Source organism: Methylobacterium sp. DB0501, assembly GCF_011043735.1.
GTDB classification, from domain to species: domain Bacteria; phylum Pseudomonadota; class Alphaproteobacteria; order Rhizobiales; family Beijerinckiaceae; genus Methylobacterium; species Methylobacterium alsaeris.
In genome coordinates this window covers 230,377-245,523 of sequence record NZ_JAAKGV010000008.1, presented here as the reverse complement: position 1 = coordinate 245,523, position 15,147 = coordinate 230,377, and the positions used below count along the sequence as shown (strand labels likewise).

Sequence of the window (15,147 nt, the reverse complement as noted above, 5' to 3'; positions counted from 1 at the left end):
TGGCTTCGGCGGACAGATGATCGCCGGTCTCCGGTACGCCGGATCCTGCATGCGATCACGCGCGACCCAATTGAGCCTTGCCAAGATGCGGTCCCCGTGGATCGCGAGACCGTGAGCGGGCGGACCGGCGCGGCCTGCCCGCTCGGGGACGCCGAAGGACTCGTCCGGCCCGGCGATGCGGGCCGTCAGGAGGCCGACATGCGTGTTCTGACCACTCTCTGCGCCCTCGCCGTCGCCACCGGGCTGTTCTGGGCCACCATGCTGACCCATCCGCCGACCAGCGAGGCGCGGCCCGGACTCAGCATCGACACCCGGGCCCTGACGCTCGGCGCCGACCTGCGGGACGCCGATCCCTGCGACGCCTACTGACGGCCCGGGACCGCCCGAGCGGCTCCGTTTCGTCCCGGGACCATCCCCTTCCCTAGCCGCCGACCGGCCGCGTCGCCTCCACCAGCCAATCCCGGGTCTCCGGATCGACCAGGTCCGACAGCGCCTCCCGCACCCGGGCGTGATAGGCGTCGAGCCAGGCGGTCTCCGCCGGGGTGAGCAGCTCCGGCAGCACCAGCGCCCGGTCGATCGGCGCGAGGGTCAGGGTCTCGAAGCCGAGCATCGGCCGCTCGGCGCCGGGAATCTCCCGCTCCTCGACCAGGATCAGGTTCTCGATCCGGATGCCGAAGGCGCGGGCCTTGTAGTAGCCGGGCTCGTTCGAGACGATCATGCCGGGCTGGAGCGCCACAGTGCCGGTCTTGGCGATGCGCTGCGGTCCTTCATGCACCGACAGGAAGGCACCGACGCCGTGGCCGGTGCCGTGGTCGAAGTCGAGGCCGGCCTCCCAGAGCGGGCGGCGGGCGAAGGCGTCGATCTGCGCCCCCGTGGTGCCGCGGGGAAACGATGCGGTCGCGATGGCGATGTGGCCCTTGAGCACGCGGGTGAAGCGGTCGCGCATCTCCGGGCTCGGCGCGCCGACCGCCACCGTGCGGGTGATGTCGGTGGTGCCGTCGCTGTATTGCGCACCGGAATCGATCAGGAACAGCTCACCCGGCTGCACCCGCCGGTCGGTGCCGGCGGTTACGCGATAATGCACGATGGCGCCGTTCGGCCCGGAGCCGGAGATGGTCGGGAAGGCGATCTCGCGCAAGGCATTCGTCTCGGCGCGAAATCCTTCGAGCCGCACCACGGCGTCGATCTCCGAGACCGCGCCGCCGGGAGCCTCGCGGGCGAGCCACGCGAGGAAGCGCGTCACCGCGGCGCCGTCGCGCCGGTGCGCGGCGCGGGAGCCGGCGATCTCGGCCGGGTTCTTCACGGCCTTCATGGCGGTGATCGGATCGGGGCCGACATCGAGCGAGCCGCCCGCCGCCTCGATCCGCCGGCCGAGCGCCACGGCGCCGGTGGCGGCGTCGATCCGCACCCGGGCCTTCGCGGCGCCGAGGCCGTCGAGGAAGGCCGGCAGGGCCGACGGCTCGGCCCGCTCGGCGAGGCCGTCGAGGGCACTGGCGGTCTCGGGCGTGATCTTCCCGGATTCGAGGAACAGGCGCGGCCGGCCGTCGCGCGGGAGCACCGCGTAGCCGAGCGGCAGGGGCGTATGCGCCACGTCGCCGCCGCGGATGTTGAACGCCCAGGCGAGGTTGTGCGGATCCGACACGACCAGCGCGTCGAGGCGCGCCTTCGCCAGCGCCGCGCGGACCCGGTCGAGCTTCGCGGCCGAGGCTTCGCCCGCAAGGCCCTCCGGATGGGGCACCACCGGTGCAAGCGGCGCGGCCGGGCGGTCGATCCACACGAGGTCGACGAGGTTGAGGGAGGTCGGCTCGACGCGCCCGCCGGCCGCTGCGGCGGCCCGCTCCAGCCGGGCGAGCCCGTCCGCCGTGTGCAGCCAGGGATCGTAGGCGAGCACCCCGCCGGCCGGCAGGTTGGCCTCGATCCAGGCCTCGGCGCTGGTCTCGGCGAGCGGCACCGGCGTGACGACGGCGGTATCGACCTGCTCGGCGGCCTGGAGGGTGTAGCGCCCGTCCACCACCAGGGCGGCCTTGTCGGCGAGCACGATCGCCGTGCCGGCCGAGCCGGTGAAGCCGGTGAGCCAGGCCAGCCGCTCGGCGTGGGGCGGCACGTACTCGGATTGGTGCTCGTCGGCCCGCGGCACCACGAAGCCGGCATAGCCCCGTTGCGCCATCGCGGCCCGGAGCGCGGCGACCCGCGCCGCGCCCTCCCGGTGGCTGGGATCCTCGAAGCTCTGGAAGCGGGCGGTCTGGCTCATGCCCCCTGGGGTACGACGGAGCGGGCGGGGCGGCAACCGGCGGATCGGGCTTTCACCCGATCCGCGACGGGCGGAACATGACCATTCCTTCCCGTTCCCGCGACGCCTCTCCCCCCTCGGGGTCGTCCCGGGTCCGGGCTCCCCTGCGCGGCCCCGGAGCGACGAGGCGGGAGCCTGAACCGGGATGGGGGCGAAGGCGCCCTCAATACAGCGGCTGCAGACGCACGTTCGGCACCGCGAACGGGCCGACCACCACCCGTCCGCCGGTGAGGCGCACGGTCGGCAGCACCTTCAGCGGCGGCTCGCCGGGGCGGTCCTGGGTGCCCGGCGCGGGCTGGCCGGACGCCGGCTCCTTGCGGCGTCCGCCGAGGAACTGGCCGACGATGTTGCCGATCAGCGCCGCGCCGTCGCCGCCGAGGCGCGCGCCGATCTGTTCGCTGATCAGCGGCGCGATCACCTGCTCCAGGCCGGCGGTGCGCACGTCGAGCTGGCCCGTCGGCCGGTGCTCGTCGTCGAGGGCGAGCACGCCCTGCGCCCGCAGCCGCCGGCTGCCCTTCTCGACGGCGAGGCTCGTCAGCTCCACCGTGCCGCCGGCCTCGCGCCAGCGCTCGAGCTCCTTCGCCAGGGTGCGGGTGCGGAAGCCCGTGGCCCGGGTCACGGTGGCATCCAGCGCGACGTCGGCGGGCTCGGATCCGCCGAGCACCGGGTCGAGCAGCGGCAGGCCGACCTGCATCACCCGGAGGCTAAGATCGACCGCGCCGTCGGTGGCGAAGCGCCCCGGCGTCGGCCTGGCATGCAGCTCGAGATGCCCGGCGGTGAAGTCGATCGGCCAGGGATCGGCGCCGGTGACGCGGCCCTTCAGCCCGTCGACGACCAGGGAGGCGCGCTGGAAGCCGTCGCCGGTGAGGTGGAGGCTGGCCTCCAGGTCGCTCCAGGTCACGTCGGCGTCGAGACCGCCCTGCTGCACCCGGAACGGCCCGGTCGCTTCCAGGATCACATGGCGCGGCTGGTAGACCTGCGCCGCCGCCACCACCGGCCCGACGGTGAAGCGCACGTCGGAGCGGGCGAAGCTCAGTGCGCTGCAGCGCAGCTCGAAGCGGAAGGGGAAGCCGGTGAGCGAGCGGTCGGCGCAGGTCCATTGCCGCCCGGCCTGCGCCTCGCGGGCGAACCACCCGTCGATCTCGGATTCGGCCTTGCCCCGCAGCCAGAACCAGCCCGCGGTCCAGGCCAGGGCCAGCAGGAGGAGCAGCACGAAGGGGGCGAACAGGCCGAGGCGCAGGCCCGGCCCGCGGCCGGCCCCCCGGTCCCCCGTGCCCCCGCTCCGCGTCGTCCCGCTCGTCGGCCCAACGGTGGTCGGCCTGTCCATCGGCATGATCCCGGCGCTGCGGCGGTCCGTCCTCGGGCCGCCCGGATTGAATCGCGTCCCCGTAGCTGCTACCGGCCGCGCCCGGCAAGTGAGCCGGGCCTCGGCCGCGCTCACGAGGTCGTGGCGACGGACCGCGCCGGCAGCAAGAAACGACGAGCGGGGGGCGATGACGATGGAGGCGGGGACACCGTCGGATCTCTGGGTGTTCGGCTACGGCTCGCTGATGTGGCGGCCGGGCTTCCCCTTCCTCGAGAGCGGGCCGGGCCGCCTGCGCGGCTATCACCGCTCGCTCTGCGTGCTCTCCCACGTCCATCGCGGCACGCCGGAGCGGCCGGGGCTGGTGCTCGGGCTCGATCGCGGCGGCTCCTGCCGCGGCATGGCGTTCCGGGTCGCGGCAGCCGATGCCGCGGCCACGCTCACCTATCTGCGCGAGCGCGAGCAGGTCACGGCGGTCTATGTCGAGCGGCGGCTCGGCATCACCCTCGACGACGGGCGCAAGCTCCAGGCGGTGACCTACCTCGTCGACCGCCGCCACCCGCAATATGCCGGCCGCCTGCCGGAGGAGGAGCTGGTGCGGCTGGTGCGCCAGGGCCTCGGCCGCTCGGGCGCCAATCCCGACTACGTCCGCCACACCCACGACCAGCTCGTCGCCATGGGAATCCCCGACCCGATGCTCGCCCGCCTCTCCGCCGCCTGCGCGGTGCCGATCCCGTGAGTGACCCCGGGAACGCCCTGAGAGGAATGAACGCCCGGCCAGGAATGAACGCCTGGCCGGGAATGAACGCCCGAACTGTGAGAGCTTGACATGGGAGAGCCCGGCCGCCTGTACGATCATTCCCGGTTCAGGCGCGTTAGTCCGTCTGGGCCCATGAAGAGCCCGAACAGGCAAGCCGGAGCGCCTCCGCGTTGATGAATCCCACCACCCATCTCGCCCTGATCAACGCCTTCGTCGGCGACATCCAGGGCGGGCTCGGCCCCTTCCTCGGCACCTGGCTGGCGCAGGCCGCGCAATGGGGGCCGAGCGAAGTCGGCCTCGTCACCACCATCGTGGGCTTCGCCACCCTCGGCTTGAGCGGCCCGCTCGGCGCGCTCGTCGACCGGCTCGGACGGCCCCGGATGCTGATCGCGGCGGCCTGCGCGGCGATCCTCGTCGGCACCCTGCTGCTGCTGCCGGCCCGCGCCTTCATGACCGTGCTGGTGGCGCAGTTCATCGCCGCCGCCGGCGGCACCCTGGTGGTGCCGGCGGTGACGGCGCTGACGCTCGGCATGGTCGGCAAGCAGGCCTTCCCGAAGCAGCAGGGCCGCAACCAGGCCTGGAACCACGTCGGCATCCTGGGCGCGGCGCTCGCGATCAGCTTCGGCACGCCGGTCATGGGCCCGAGCATCGCCTTCTGGGTGCTCGGCGGCCTCTCGGCCTGCGCCATCGTGGCGGCGCTGACGACGCCGAGGAAGTCCTATAACGGCCGCCGCGCCGTCGGCTGGAAGGAGGACGATCCGGACGACGAGCCGGAGCGCTCCGGCATCCTGAAGGTCCTCGCCGACCGGCGCCTGCTGATCCTCTCGGCGGCGCTCGCCCTGTTCAACCTCGCCAACGGCTCGATGCTGAGCCTGCTCGGCCAGAAGCTGGTGGCCTCCGGCCAGGACGGCACCGGCTGGACCGCCCGCTACGTCATCGTCGCCCAGGCGGTGATGATCCCGGTGGCGCTCTTCGCCGGATCCCTCGCCGACCGGCGCGGCCGGCGCCAGCTGCTCCTCGTCGCCTGCGCGGTGCTGCCGGCCCGCGCGCTGCTCTCCGCCTTCCTGTCCGATCCGTACTGGCTGATCCTGGCCGAGGTGCTGGACGGCGTCGCCTCCGGCGTCATCGGCGTCGCGGTGCCGGTGGTGGTGGCCGACCTGACCTGGGGCTCGGGCCGCACCCAGACCGCGCTCGGCACCGTCGCGGCGGTGCAGGGGGTCGGCGGCGCCCTGTCGGGCTGGGTCGGGGGCCTGCTCGCGCTCCATCTCGGCTGGACCTGGGCCTTCCTGGCCCTCACTGTCCCGGCCGGCCTTGCCCTGATGATGGCCCTGTGGCTGGAGGAGACCTGCGCGCCCGGCGGCCAGGACGGTGCCGGGGCCGCCTGCAGCCAGTCGAGGCCGCCCGAGGAGGCCGCGCCGCGCCGCGGGAGGGTGGAGGCGCCGGCAGGGTCGTGAGGCCCGCGCAGGGTCGCGAGGCTCGCCTGGGCCGCCGTCGCCCCTCGCCCGGGGGCGCATGACCCTGGGGGAAGAGCCGGGTGGCCCCTGGACAGGGCGCGGGCCGCCGTGATGCTATCGCGGCACAGATCCCCGAGGCTCCTGAGGTGAGTGCGCCGCCATGAAGACGCTTCTCGTTCCGGTCGCCCGTCACACCCTGCTCGACTCGGTGCTCGACACCGCGACGCTCACCGCGCGCCGCTTCGGCGCCAGCATCGAGGGGTTCGGCCTGCGGCCCGCCCTCGCCGAGTACGTGCCCGTCGACATGGTCGGAGGCATGACCTGGGTGCGCGACGAGGAGACCGACCTCGTCGAGGCGCGCGATTGCGGCGGCCTGTTCACCGCCGCGATGGAGCGCCACGGCCTCGCCCGCGAGAGTGCCGATACGGGCCGGGACGGCCCGCGCTACCGCTGGCTCCCCGATGCGCCTCCCGGCGACGGCTTCCTCGCCCAGCATGCGCGCCTGTTCTGCGCCACCGTCGTCGGCCGTCCCGGCAGCGGCGAGGGCGCGCCGCGCATGACGACCCTCGAGGCGGTGCTGTTCGAGAGCGGGCGACCCCTGGTCATCGCGCCGCCGAGCGCCCCCGCGAGCATCGGCGAGACCGTGGTGATCGCCTGGAACGGCTCGACCGAGACCGCCCGGGCGGTCGCCTTCGCGGCGCCGTTCCTGCGCGCCGCCTCCCGGATCGAGGTCCTGGGCGTCGATGCCGGCATGGTGCCGGGCCCGAGCGCCGAGGAACTCGCCGCCGTCCTCAACCGCGAGGGTCTGTCGGCGCAGGGGCGCACCCTCGCCGCCGGCCGCCGCACCGCCGGCGAGGTCTTCCTGACCGAGGCCGAGGCGATCGGTTGCGACCTGCTGGTGAAGGGCGCCTATACCCAGAGCCGCCTGCGCCAGATGATCTTCGGCGGCGCCACCAGCCACATCCTCGCCCACGCCACCATGCCGGTGCTGATGGCGCATTGACGGAACCGATGACCGACTTCACCCTCGACCCGCGGCTCTCCGCCGACACCATCGCGCTCGGCGACCTCGCGTTGTCGAGCGTGCTGCTCCTCGACGACAAGCGCTTCCCCTGGCTGGTCCTGGTGCCGCGGCTGCCCGGCGTCTCGGAACTCACCGACCTCCCGCCTGAGGAGGCCGCCCGCCTGATGGAGGAGACCCGCCTCGCCGTCGGCGTGATGCAGGCGCTGGCCAAGCCCGACAAGGTGAATGTCGGGGCGCTCGGCAACGTGGTGGCGCAGCTCCACGTCCACGTGGTCGGGCGGTTCCGGTCCGACCCGGCCTGGCCCGGCCCGGTCTGGGGCCACGGCACCCGCGAGCCGTATCCGGCCCATGCGGCGGCGCAGCTGGTCGAGCGGGCGCGGGCGCTGTTCGCGGCGGCGTGAGGCGCGCGAGGGGGCGGGCCCCTCAGCGCAGCGACACCGCCCCGCCCGGATGGCGCCACACCTTCCCGTCGAGTTCCAGCTCCATCAGCAGTCCCTGCACCGCCCGGGCCGGCAGCCCGGCCTGGCGGGCCAGGGCGTCGACCGGCACCGGGGACGGCCCGAGGAGCTCGAGCAGGATGGCCGCGTCGTCGGTCCGGGGCGGCGGGGAGGGCGCTTCGTCGAGGCGGGCGCCGTCGAGGAGGGGCTGCGCCGGCTCGGCCGCCATCGCGGTGACCGGCTCGGCGGAGAAGTCGATCTCGTCCCAGTAGAGCGCGGGATCCGGCCGGTCCGCCGCGTCCTCGGCTCCGGCATCCGGTGCCGGCCCGCCGATCAGCGGCGCCAGCACCGCCATCACGTGCTCGGGGGCGGCGCAGAGGGTGGCGCCGTCGCGGATCAGGTCGTTGGTGCCTTCGGCCCGGGGATCGAGGGGCGAGCCCGGCACGGCGAAGACCTCGCGGCCCTGCTCCAGGGCGAAGCGGGCGGTGATGAGCGAGCCGGAGCGGCGCGCCGCCTCGACCACGACCGTGCCGAGGGCGAGTCCCGAGATGATGCGGTTGCGGCGCGGGAAGTCGCGGCCCCTCGGCTCCCAGCCCATCGGCATCTCGGCGACGACCGCGCCGCCCGAATCGAGGATGCGCGCGACCAGCTCCTCGTGCTCGGACGGGTAGATCCGGTCGTGCCCGCCGGCGAGCACCGCGACGGTGCCGCTCGGGAGCGCCGCCTTGTGGGCCCGGGCGTCGATGCCGCGGGCCAATCCCGACACGATCACCAGACCCTCGGCGCCGAGCGCGTGGGACAGCCGCTCGGTGAAGGTGAGGCCGGCGGCCGAGGCGTTGCGCGAGCCGACGATGGCGACGGCAGGCCGCTTCAGGCAGGCGGCGTCGCCCCGCAGGCAGAGCAGCGGCGGCGCATCCGCGGTGGCCTGGAGCGGCAGCGGGTAATCCGGCTCGCCCATCGCCACGAAGCGGGCGCCGAGGCGGCCGGCCGCGGCGATCTCGCGCTCCGCCTCGGCCTTGGTGGTGACCCGGATCGGCTTGCCGCGGGCCTTGGCAAGGCCCGGCAGGGCTTTCAGCGCCGGCCCGGCCCCGCCGAACTTGTTCACCAATCCCCGGAAGGTGCGCGGGCCGACGCCGTCGGAGCGGATCAGCCGGAGCCAGTCGAGGCGCTGCGCGTCGCTGAGGAGCAAGGCCCTCTCCCTTTGGATGAGGGCCTGTGTCAGACCTTCAGCCCTTCTGCCCGATGCGCCCTTCGGTCCCCGCGGCGAGGCGGCGGATATTGGGCGCGTGCTTCCACCATAGCAGCAGGGCGAGGATGCAGAACAGCACCGCGAGGTGCGGTTGCCCGAAGGCCCACAGGGCGACCGGGGTGGCGGCCGAGGCCGCCAGCGCCGAGGCCGAGGAGTAGCGCAGCAGGGCGGCGAGGCCGAGCCACACGACCGCGAAGACCAGCACGCCCAGCGGAAACAGGCCGAGCAGCACGCCGATGAAGGTGGCGACGCCCTTGCCGCCCTTGAAGCCGAGCCAGACCGGGAAGAGGTGGCCGAGGAAGGCGCCGAGCCCGGCCGCCAGGGCCGCCTCCTGCCCGCCGAGCCGGCCGGCGACCAGCACCGCGGCGGTGCCCTTCAGGGCGTCGCCCAGCAGCGTCGCGGCAGCCAAGCCCTTCCGGCCGGTGCGCAGCACGTTGGTGGCGCCGATGTTGCCTGAGCCGATCGCCCGCACGTCGCCGAGGCCGGCGAAGCGGGTCAGGATCAGCCCGAACGGGATCGCGCCGAGCACGTAGCCGAGGGCCAGCCCGAGGGCGACCTGGGTCCAGTCCGGAATCATCAGCGCGCCTCCTCGCTGCGGTGGACGATGCGGCCGGCGACCATGGTGAGGGAGGCGAGACCCTGCAGGCGCGCCTCGTCGAAGGGCGAGTTCTTGGAGCGCGACTTCAGCCGGCGCTTGTCGAGCACGTAGGGCGCATCCGGGTCGATCAGCACGAGGTCGGCGGGAGCGCCGGGAGCGAGGCGCCCGGTCTCGCGGCCGAGCACCCGCGACGGCGCGGCCGAGAGGGCGGCGAGCAGCCGTGGCAGCGAGACGTCTCCGGCATGGACGAGGCGGAGCGCGGCGGCGAGCAGGGTCTCGATGCCGAGCGCCCCGTCGGCGGCCTCGGCGAAGGGCAGGCGCTTGGTCTCGACGTCCTGCGGGTTGTGATCGGACACGATCACGTCGATCACGCCTTCGTTGAGAGCCGCCACCACGGCCTGGCGGTCGGCTTCCGTGCGCAAGGGCGGCGAGAGCTTGCAGAAGGTGCGGTAGTGGCCGATGTCGTTCTCGTTCAGCACAAGGTTGTTGACCGAGACGCCGCAGGTCACCGGCAAGCCGGCGTCCTTGGCCCGTCGCACGATCTCGACCGAATCGGCACACGAGATCATGGCGGCGTGGTAGCGCCCGCCGGTCAGGCGCACGAGGCGGATGTCGCGCTCGAGCAGGATCGTCTCGGCCTCCCGCGGAATGCCGTGCAGGCCGAGCCGCGAGGCCATCTCGCCCTCGTTCATCACGCCGTCGCCGACCAGCGTCGGCTCCTCGACGTGCTGCATCAGCAGCACGCCGAAATCGCGGGCATAGGTCAGCGCGCGGCGCATCACCTGGGCGTTGGTGACGGCCTTGAGCCCATCCGTGAAGGCGACGGCGCCGGCCTCGGTCAGCAGGCCGAACTCGGTCATCACCTGGCCGGCGAGTCCCTTGGTGATGGCGGCGGCGGGCAGGACGTGGGTGCTGGCGGTGTCGCGGGCGCGCCGCAGCACGAAATCGACGATGGCCGGCTCGTCGATCGGCGGGTTGGTGTCGGGCATGCACACCAGCGTGGTCACGCCGCCGGCCGCCGCCGCCGCGCTGGCGCTGGCCAGGGTCTCGCGGTGCTCGGCCCCCGGCTCGCCCACGAAGGCGCGGAGATCCACGAGGCCGGCGGTGAGCACCTGCCCGCCGCACTCGATCACCTCGGCGCCCTCGGGCAGGGCGGCGGGCGTGCCCCAATGGACCTCGGCGATCGCGCGGTCGCGGACGAGCACCGCGCCCGGGCCCTCGCGGCCGGTGGCGGGGTCGATCAGGTGGGCGTTGGTGAGGAGAAGTGGGTTCATGCGATGCGGTCTGTGTTCGGCGGAGGCGAGATGGTGCGGCGCTCGACCGCGGCGAGCACGGCGTCGAGCGCGCGCTGAGGGTTGCCGAGGAAGGCGTCGTTCGTGAACCGCATGATCTCGAAGGTTTGGGCGCGAAGCCAGGCATCCCGAGTGGCGTCGCGCGTGCGGCGTTCGGCCGTCTCGTGAGGCTCGCCGTTGAGCTCGACGATCAGCCGGGCGGCGGGGCAGAGGAAATCGACGATGGAGGGGGTGATCGGGACCTGCCGCTTGAACGTGTGGCCGGAGAGGCGACCGGCGCGGACCTGGCTCCAGAACAGGGCCTCGGCACGGGTCGCAAGCGAGCGTTGATCCCTGGCGAAGTCCCTGAGGCGGCCGGAAACCGGATTTCGCTTCTCTTGCTCCATCCGCCTCTCCTCAAACCCGCCGCCCTGAACCCTGCCCCCTCTGCGGGGGAGGGTGCCCGGCAGAGCCGGACGCGAGAGGGGAACCACGCTTCCGGATGAAGCGGAACCGTTCTGACGAGCGCCATACTTGGCACCGTCGCGCTGCCCCTCTCCCGGCCTGCTCCGCAGGCCACCCTCCCCCGCAAAGGGGGGAGGGTTCAGCCGTGGCGCCCTTCCCCGAAGTTACGCTTGATCCCTCACGCGTTCGGCAGGTGGGTCGCCAGCGCCTCCAGCACCGCCATCCGCACCGCGACCCCCATCTCGACCTGCTCCCGGATCAGCGACTGCGCGCCGTCGGCGACCTCGGAGGAGATCTCGACGCCGCGGTTCATCGGGCCCGGATGCATCACCAGCGCATCGGCCTTGGCGTGGCTCAGCTTGTCGCCGTCCAGGCCGAAATACCGAAAGTACTCCTTCACCGACGGCACGAAGGAGCCGTTCATCCGCTCGCGCTGGAGCCGCAGCATCATCACGATGTCGACGCCCGCGAGCCCCTTGCGCATGTCGGTGAAGACCTCGACGCCGAAGCGGGCGAGGCCCGGCGGCAGCAGGGTCGAGGGGCCGATCACCCGCACCCGGGCGCCGAGGGCCTGGAGCAGGATGATGTTCGAGCGCGCCACCCGCGAATGCAGGACGTCGCCGCAGATCGCCACGGTGAGCCCCTCGATCCGGCCCTTGTTGCGGCGGATCGTGAGGGCGTCGAGCAGCGCCTGGGTCGGGTGCTCGTGGGCGCCGTCGCCGGCGTTGACCACGGAGCAATCGACCTTGCGGGCGAGGAGATGCACCGCCCCGGCCTGGTGGTGGCGCACCACGATGATGTCGGGGCGCATGGCGTTCAGCGTCGCGGCGGTGTCGATCAGGGTCTCGCCCTTCTTCACCGACGAGGAGGCGACCGACATGTTCATCACGTCGGCGCCGAGGCGCTTGCCGGCCAGCTCGAACGAGGACTGGGTCCGCGTCGAGGGCTCGAAGAACAGGTTGATCTGGGTGCGCCCGCGCAGGGTCGTGCGCTTCTTCTCGACCTGGCGGCTGATCTCGACGGCCTCGTCGGCACGGTCGAGGAGCGCCACGATGTCGAGGGGCGAGAGGCCCTCGATGCCGAGGAGGTGGCGGTGCGGGAAGCCGGGGGGTGCCTGGGTGCTCATCCTGAGCGAAGGGCTATAGGAGCGCTGCGCGCCGCCCGCAAGGACGGGCGTGTGGATCGCAGGTGGAACGAGTTGGACCATCGGCGGTATTTGACAACCGCCGCGTCATCACCCACTTGTCCGCTTCGCCGCGCGAAAATCCGCGCCAGCCGCCCCGCACAAGTTGAAGCCCGATCTGCCGCGGTGTGCTCTTCGAAGAGGCAGCCCGTCCATGAAAGTCGTCGTCGTCGAGTCGCCCGCGAAAGCCAAGACGATCAATAAATACCTCGGCAGCGACTACGAGGTGCTGGCCTCGTTCGGGCATATCCGGGATCTTCCGGCGAAAGACGGCTCGGTCGATCCCGAGCAGGACTTCCATATGCTGTGGGAGCTGGAGGATCGCGGGGCCAAGCGCGTCGCCGAGATCGCCAGGGCCGTGAAGGGCGCCGATACCCTGATCCTGGCGACCGACCCGGACCGCGAGGGCGAGGCGATCTCCTGGCACGTGCTGGAGGCGCTGCAGGCCAAGAAGGTACTCAAGGACGTCGCGGTCGAGCGCGTCACCTTCAACGCCATCACCAAGGACGCGGTCGCGACCGCGATGGCCCAGCCGCGGGCGATCGACCAGGCCCTGGTCGACGCCTACCTGGCGCGCCGGGCGCTGGATTATCTCGTCGGCTTCAACCTCTCGCCGGTCCTGTGGCGCAAGCTGCCGGGCGCCCGCTCGGCCGGCCGGGTGCAGTCGGTGGCGCTCCGCCTCGTCTGCGACCGCGAGCGCGAGATCGAGACCTTCAAGCCGCGGGAATACTGGTCGATCGTCGCGACGCTCAAGACCGCGAGCGGCGCGGTGTTCGAGGCGCGCCTCGTCGGCGCCGACGGCAAGCGGATCCAGCGCCTCGACGTCGGCACGGCGGACGAGGCCGAGGCGTTCCGGCGCGACCTGGAACTCGCGACCTTCACGGTCGCCTCGGTCGAGGCCAAGCCCGCCAAGCGCCACCCGCAGCCGCCCTTCACCACCTCGACGCTGCAGCAGGAGGCCTCGCGCAAGCTCGGCCTCGCCCCGGCCCAGACCATGCGGGTGGCCCAGCGCCTCTACGAGGGCATCGAGATCGGCGGCGAGACCGTCGGCCTCATCACCTACATGCGGACCGACGGCGTCGACATGGCGCCGGAGGCGGTGGCCCAGGCGCGCCAGGTGATCGGCGCCGAGTACGGCGACGCCTACGTGCCGGGAGCGCCCCGCAAGTACAGCGTCAAGGCCAAGAACGCGCAGGAGGCCCACGAGGCGGTGCGCCCGACCGACCTCGCCCGGCTGCCGAAGGACGTCGCCCGCTTCCTCGATCCCGAGCAGGCCCGGCTCTACGAGCTGATCTGGATCCGCACCGTGGCGAGCCAGATGGAATCGGCGGAGCTGGAGCGCACCACGGTCGAGATCGCCGCCCAGGTCGGCCCGCGCCGCATCGATCTGCGCGCCACCGGCCAGGTGGTGAAGTTCGACGGCTTCCTCACCCTCTACCAGGAGGGCAAGGACGACGAGGAGGACGAGGAATCCCGCCGCCTGCCGCCGATGCACAAGGACGATGCGCTGACCCGCGAGCGCATCGCCGCGACCCAGCACTTCACCGAGCCGCCGCCGCGCTATTCCGAGGCGAGCCTGGTCAAGCGGATGGAGGAGCTCGGCATCGGCCGGCCCTCGACCTACGCCGCCGTGCTCCAGGTCCTGCGTGACCGCGAATACGTCAAGATCGACAAGAAGCGCCTGGTACCGGAGGACAAGGGCCGGATCGTCACTGGCTTCCTCGAGAGCTTCTTCCGCCGCTACGTCGAGTACGACTTCACCGCCGACCTGGAAACCCAGCTCGACCGGGTCTCGAACGCCGAGATCGACTGGCGCGCGGTGTTGCGCGACTTCTGGCGCGATTTTTCCGCGGCGATCGCCGGCACCAAGGAGCTGCGCACCGCGGAAGTGCTGGAGGCCCTGAACGGGCTTCTGGCCGAGCACATCTTCCCGGCCAAGGCCGACGGGTCGAACCCCCGCGCCTGCCCGAACTGCGCCGGCGGCCAGCTCTCGCTCAAGCTCGGCAAGTTCGGCGCCTTCGTCGGCTGCTCGAACTACCCGGAGTGCAAGTATACCCGCCAGCTCAACGCCACCGGCCTCGACGGCGACGGCGAGGGGGCGGGCGAGGGCGGCCAGCCCGGCGTGCGGGTGCTCGGCGACGATCCCCAGACCGGTCTGCCCGTGACCTTGCGTGACGGCCGATTCGGCCCGTTCGTCCAGCTCGGCGAGGCCTCGGCCGAGAAGGGGGCGGAGAAGCCCAAGCGCTCCTCGCTGCCCAAGGGCCTGTCGCCGTCGGCGGTGGATCTGGACAAGGCGCTCAAGCTCCTCTCGCTGCCCCGCGAGGTGGCGCGCCACCCGGAGACCGGCGAGCCGATCCTGGCCAATATCGGCCGCTACGGGCCTTACGTGCAGCACGGCAAGATCTACGCCAATCTCGGCAAGGACGACGACGTGCTGGAGGTCGGCGCCAACCGGGCCATCGACCTGATCGTCCAGAAGGAGCAGGGCGGCGGGCGCCCGGCGCAGGATCCGGGCCGCGTGATCGGCGCGGCGCCGGACAGCGGCAAGCCGGTGACCGTGAAGGCCGGCCGCTACGGGCCCTACGTCACCGACGGAGAGATCAACGCCACCCTGCCGAAGGGCGCGGATGCCGAGGCCGTCACCCTTGAGGAGGCCCTGCGCCTGATCGCCGCTCGCCGCGAGGCCGGCGGCGGGACGAAGAAGAAGGCCGGGGCGCGGAAAGCCGCCGGAAAGTCGGCCGCGGCCAAGACGACCAAGGCCACCGCCAAGGACGTGGCCGCCGAGGGTGAGGAGACCGGCGAGGCGAAGCCCGCGGCCCGGAAGGCGGCGACCAAGCCTGCTGCGACCAAGAAGGCTCCGGCGAAGAAGCCGGCGGCCAAGGCGGCCAAGGCGGCGAAGAGCGCGGCGGGGGAGTAGCCGCGAGGCCCCGGGCACTCGGTCGATGCGATGACGGCCCTGGCCCGACCGGCTTGAAGCCCTCCATCGTTATCCCGGGTTCTCGCCGTCGATGATCCGAGTCGAACTCAGACCGTCGTGCCGGTCGCTCGACGTTCTGAACGTTCTCCTGAAACGATCCATCCTCGCGCGATCTCGGGTCGCCCCTACCTCTCTC

Annotated in this window: 13 protein-coding genes; 6 read left to right on the top strand and 7 right to left on the bottom strand. The window is 72.8% G+C overall.

Going from position 1 to position 15,147, the window contains the following annotated elements; genetic code table 11:
* The first annotated feature begins 198 nt into the window (after positions 1 to 198).
* Entirely contained in the window at positions 199 to 369 is a 171-nt protein-coding gene (locus G4G93_RS14255; RefSeq protein WP_165085048.1) for a hypothetical protein, read from the top strand.
* 52 nt (positions 370 to 421) lie between these two features.
* Here G4G93_RS14255 and G4G93_RS14250 read toward each other — a convergent pair whose 3' ends face one another.
* A complete protein-coding gene (locus G4G93_RS14250) occupies positions 422 to 2,251 on the bottom strand; it encodes an aminopeptidase P family protein (RefSeq protein ID WP_165085047.1) in 1,830 nt (609 codons plus the stop codon).
* A 202-nt stretch (positions 2,252 to 2,453) separates the two neighbouring features.
* A complete protein-coding gene (locus tag G4G93_RS14245; protein WP_165085046.1) occupies positions 2,454 to 3,617 on the bottom strand; it encodes a DUF2125 domain-containing protein in 1,164 nt (387 codons plus the stop codon).
* A gap of 166 nt (positions 3,618 to 3,783) precedes the next feature.
* On the opposite strand from G4G93_RS14245, the gene G4G93_RS14240 reads away from it, so the two are divergent.
* The 4 genes from G4G93_RS14240 to G4G93_RS14225 all read left to right on the top strand — a co-directional run bounded on the left by G4G93_RS14240 (position 3,784) and on the right by G4G93_RS14225 (position 7,232).
* Positions 3,784 to 4,332, top strand: a complete 549-nt coding sequence (locus G4G93_RS14240) for a gamma-glutamylcyclotransferase (RefSeq protein ID WP_165085045.1) — start codon at positions 3,784 to 3,786, stop codon at positions 4,330 to 4,332.
* A 194-nt stretch (positions 4,333 to 4,526) separates the two neighbouring features.
* Positions 4,527 to 5,807 carry an MFS transporter gene (locus G4G93_RS14235; RefSeq protein ID WP_165085044.1) on the top strand — a complete coding sequence of 427 codons (1,281 nt, stop codon included), beginning with the start codon at positions 4,527 to 4,529 and terminating at the stop codon, positions 5,805 to 5,807.
* Positions 5,808 to 5,967: 160 nt separating this feature from the next.
* Positions 5,968 to 6,810 (top strand): universal stress protein, encoded by an 843-nt coding sequence (locus G4G93_RS14230; RefSeq protein WP_165085043.1) that lies wholly within the window; start codon positions 5,968 to 5,970, stop codon positions 6,808 to 6,810.
* Positions 6,811 to 6,818: 8 nt separating this feature from the next.
* Positions 6,819 to 7,232 carry an HIT domain-containing protein gene (locus G4G93_RS14225; protein ID WP_165085042.1) on the top strand — a complete coding sequence of 138 codons (414 nt, stop codon included), beginning with the start codon at positions 6,819 to 6,821 and terminating at the stop codon, positions 7,230 to 7,232.
* A 22-nt stretch (positions 7,233 to 7,254) separates the two neighbouring features.
* Here the strand turns inward: G4G93_RS14225 and dprA are convergent, their stop codons facing one another.
* From dprA to G4G93_RS14200, 5 genes are all read right to left on the bottom strand, one after another.
* A complete protein-coding gene (gene dprA, locus G4G93_RS14220; RefSeq protein WP_165085041.1) occupies positions 7,255 to 8,457 on the bottom strand; it encodes a DNA-processing protein DprA in 1,203 nt (400 codons plus the stop codon).
* Positions 8,458 to 8,494: 37 nt separating this feature from the next.
* Positions 8,495 to 9,094, bottom strand: a complete 600-nt coding sequence (gene plsY / locus G4G93_RS14215) for a glycerol-3-phosphate 1-O-acyltransferase PlsY (RefSeq protein ID WP_165085040.1) — start codon at positions 9,092 to 9,094, stop codon at positions 8,495 to 8,497.
* Complete coding sequence (locus G4G93_RS14210) at positions 9,094 to 10,389, bottom strand: dihydroorotase (RefSeq protein ID WP_165085039.1); 1,296 nt, start codon at positions 10,387 to 10,389, stop codon at positions 9,094 to 9,096. Before G4G93_RS14210 ends, plsY begins: the two co-directional genes overlap by 1 nt.
* Positions 10,386 to 10,793, bottom strand: a complete 408-nt coding sequence (locus tag G4G93_RS14205) for an endonuclease domain-containing protein (protein WP_165085038.1) — start codon at positions 10,791 to 10,793, stop codon at positions 10,386 to 10,388. The genes G4G93_RS14210 and G4G93_RS14205 overlap by 4 nt, the downstream gene beginning before the upstream one ends.
* Before the next feature lie 236 nt (positions 10,794 to 11,029).
* On the bottom strand, positions 11,030 to 11,977 hold the full coding sequence (locus G4G93_RS14200) for an aspartate carbamoyltransferase catalytic subunit (protein WP_165085096.1): 948 nt from the start codon (positions 11,975 to 11,977) through the stop codon (positions 11,030 to 11,032).
* A 211-nt stretch (positions 11,978 to 12,188) separates the two neighbouring features.
* On the opposite strand from G4G93_RS14200, the gene topA reads away from it, so the two are divergent.
* On the top strand, positions 12,189 to 14,951 hold the full coding sequence (gene topA, locus G4G93_RS14195; protein ID WP_165085037.1) for a type I DNA topoisomerase: 2,763 nt from the start codon (positions 12,189 to 12,191) through the stop codon (positions 14,949 to 14,951).
* Positions 14,952 to 15,147 lie beyond the last annotated feature (196 nt).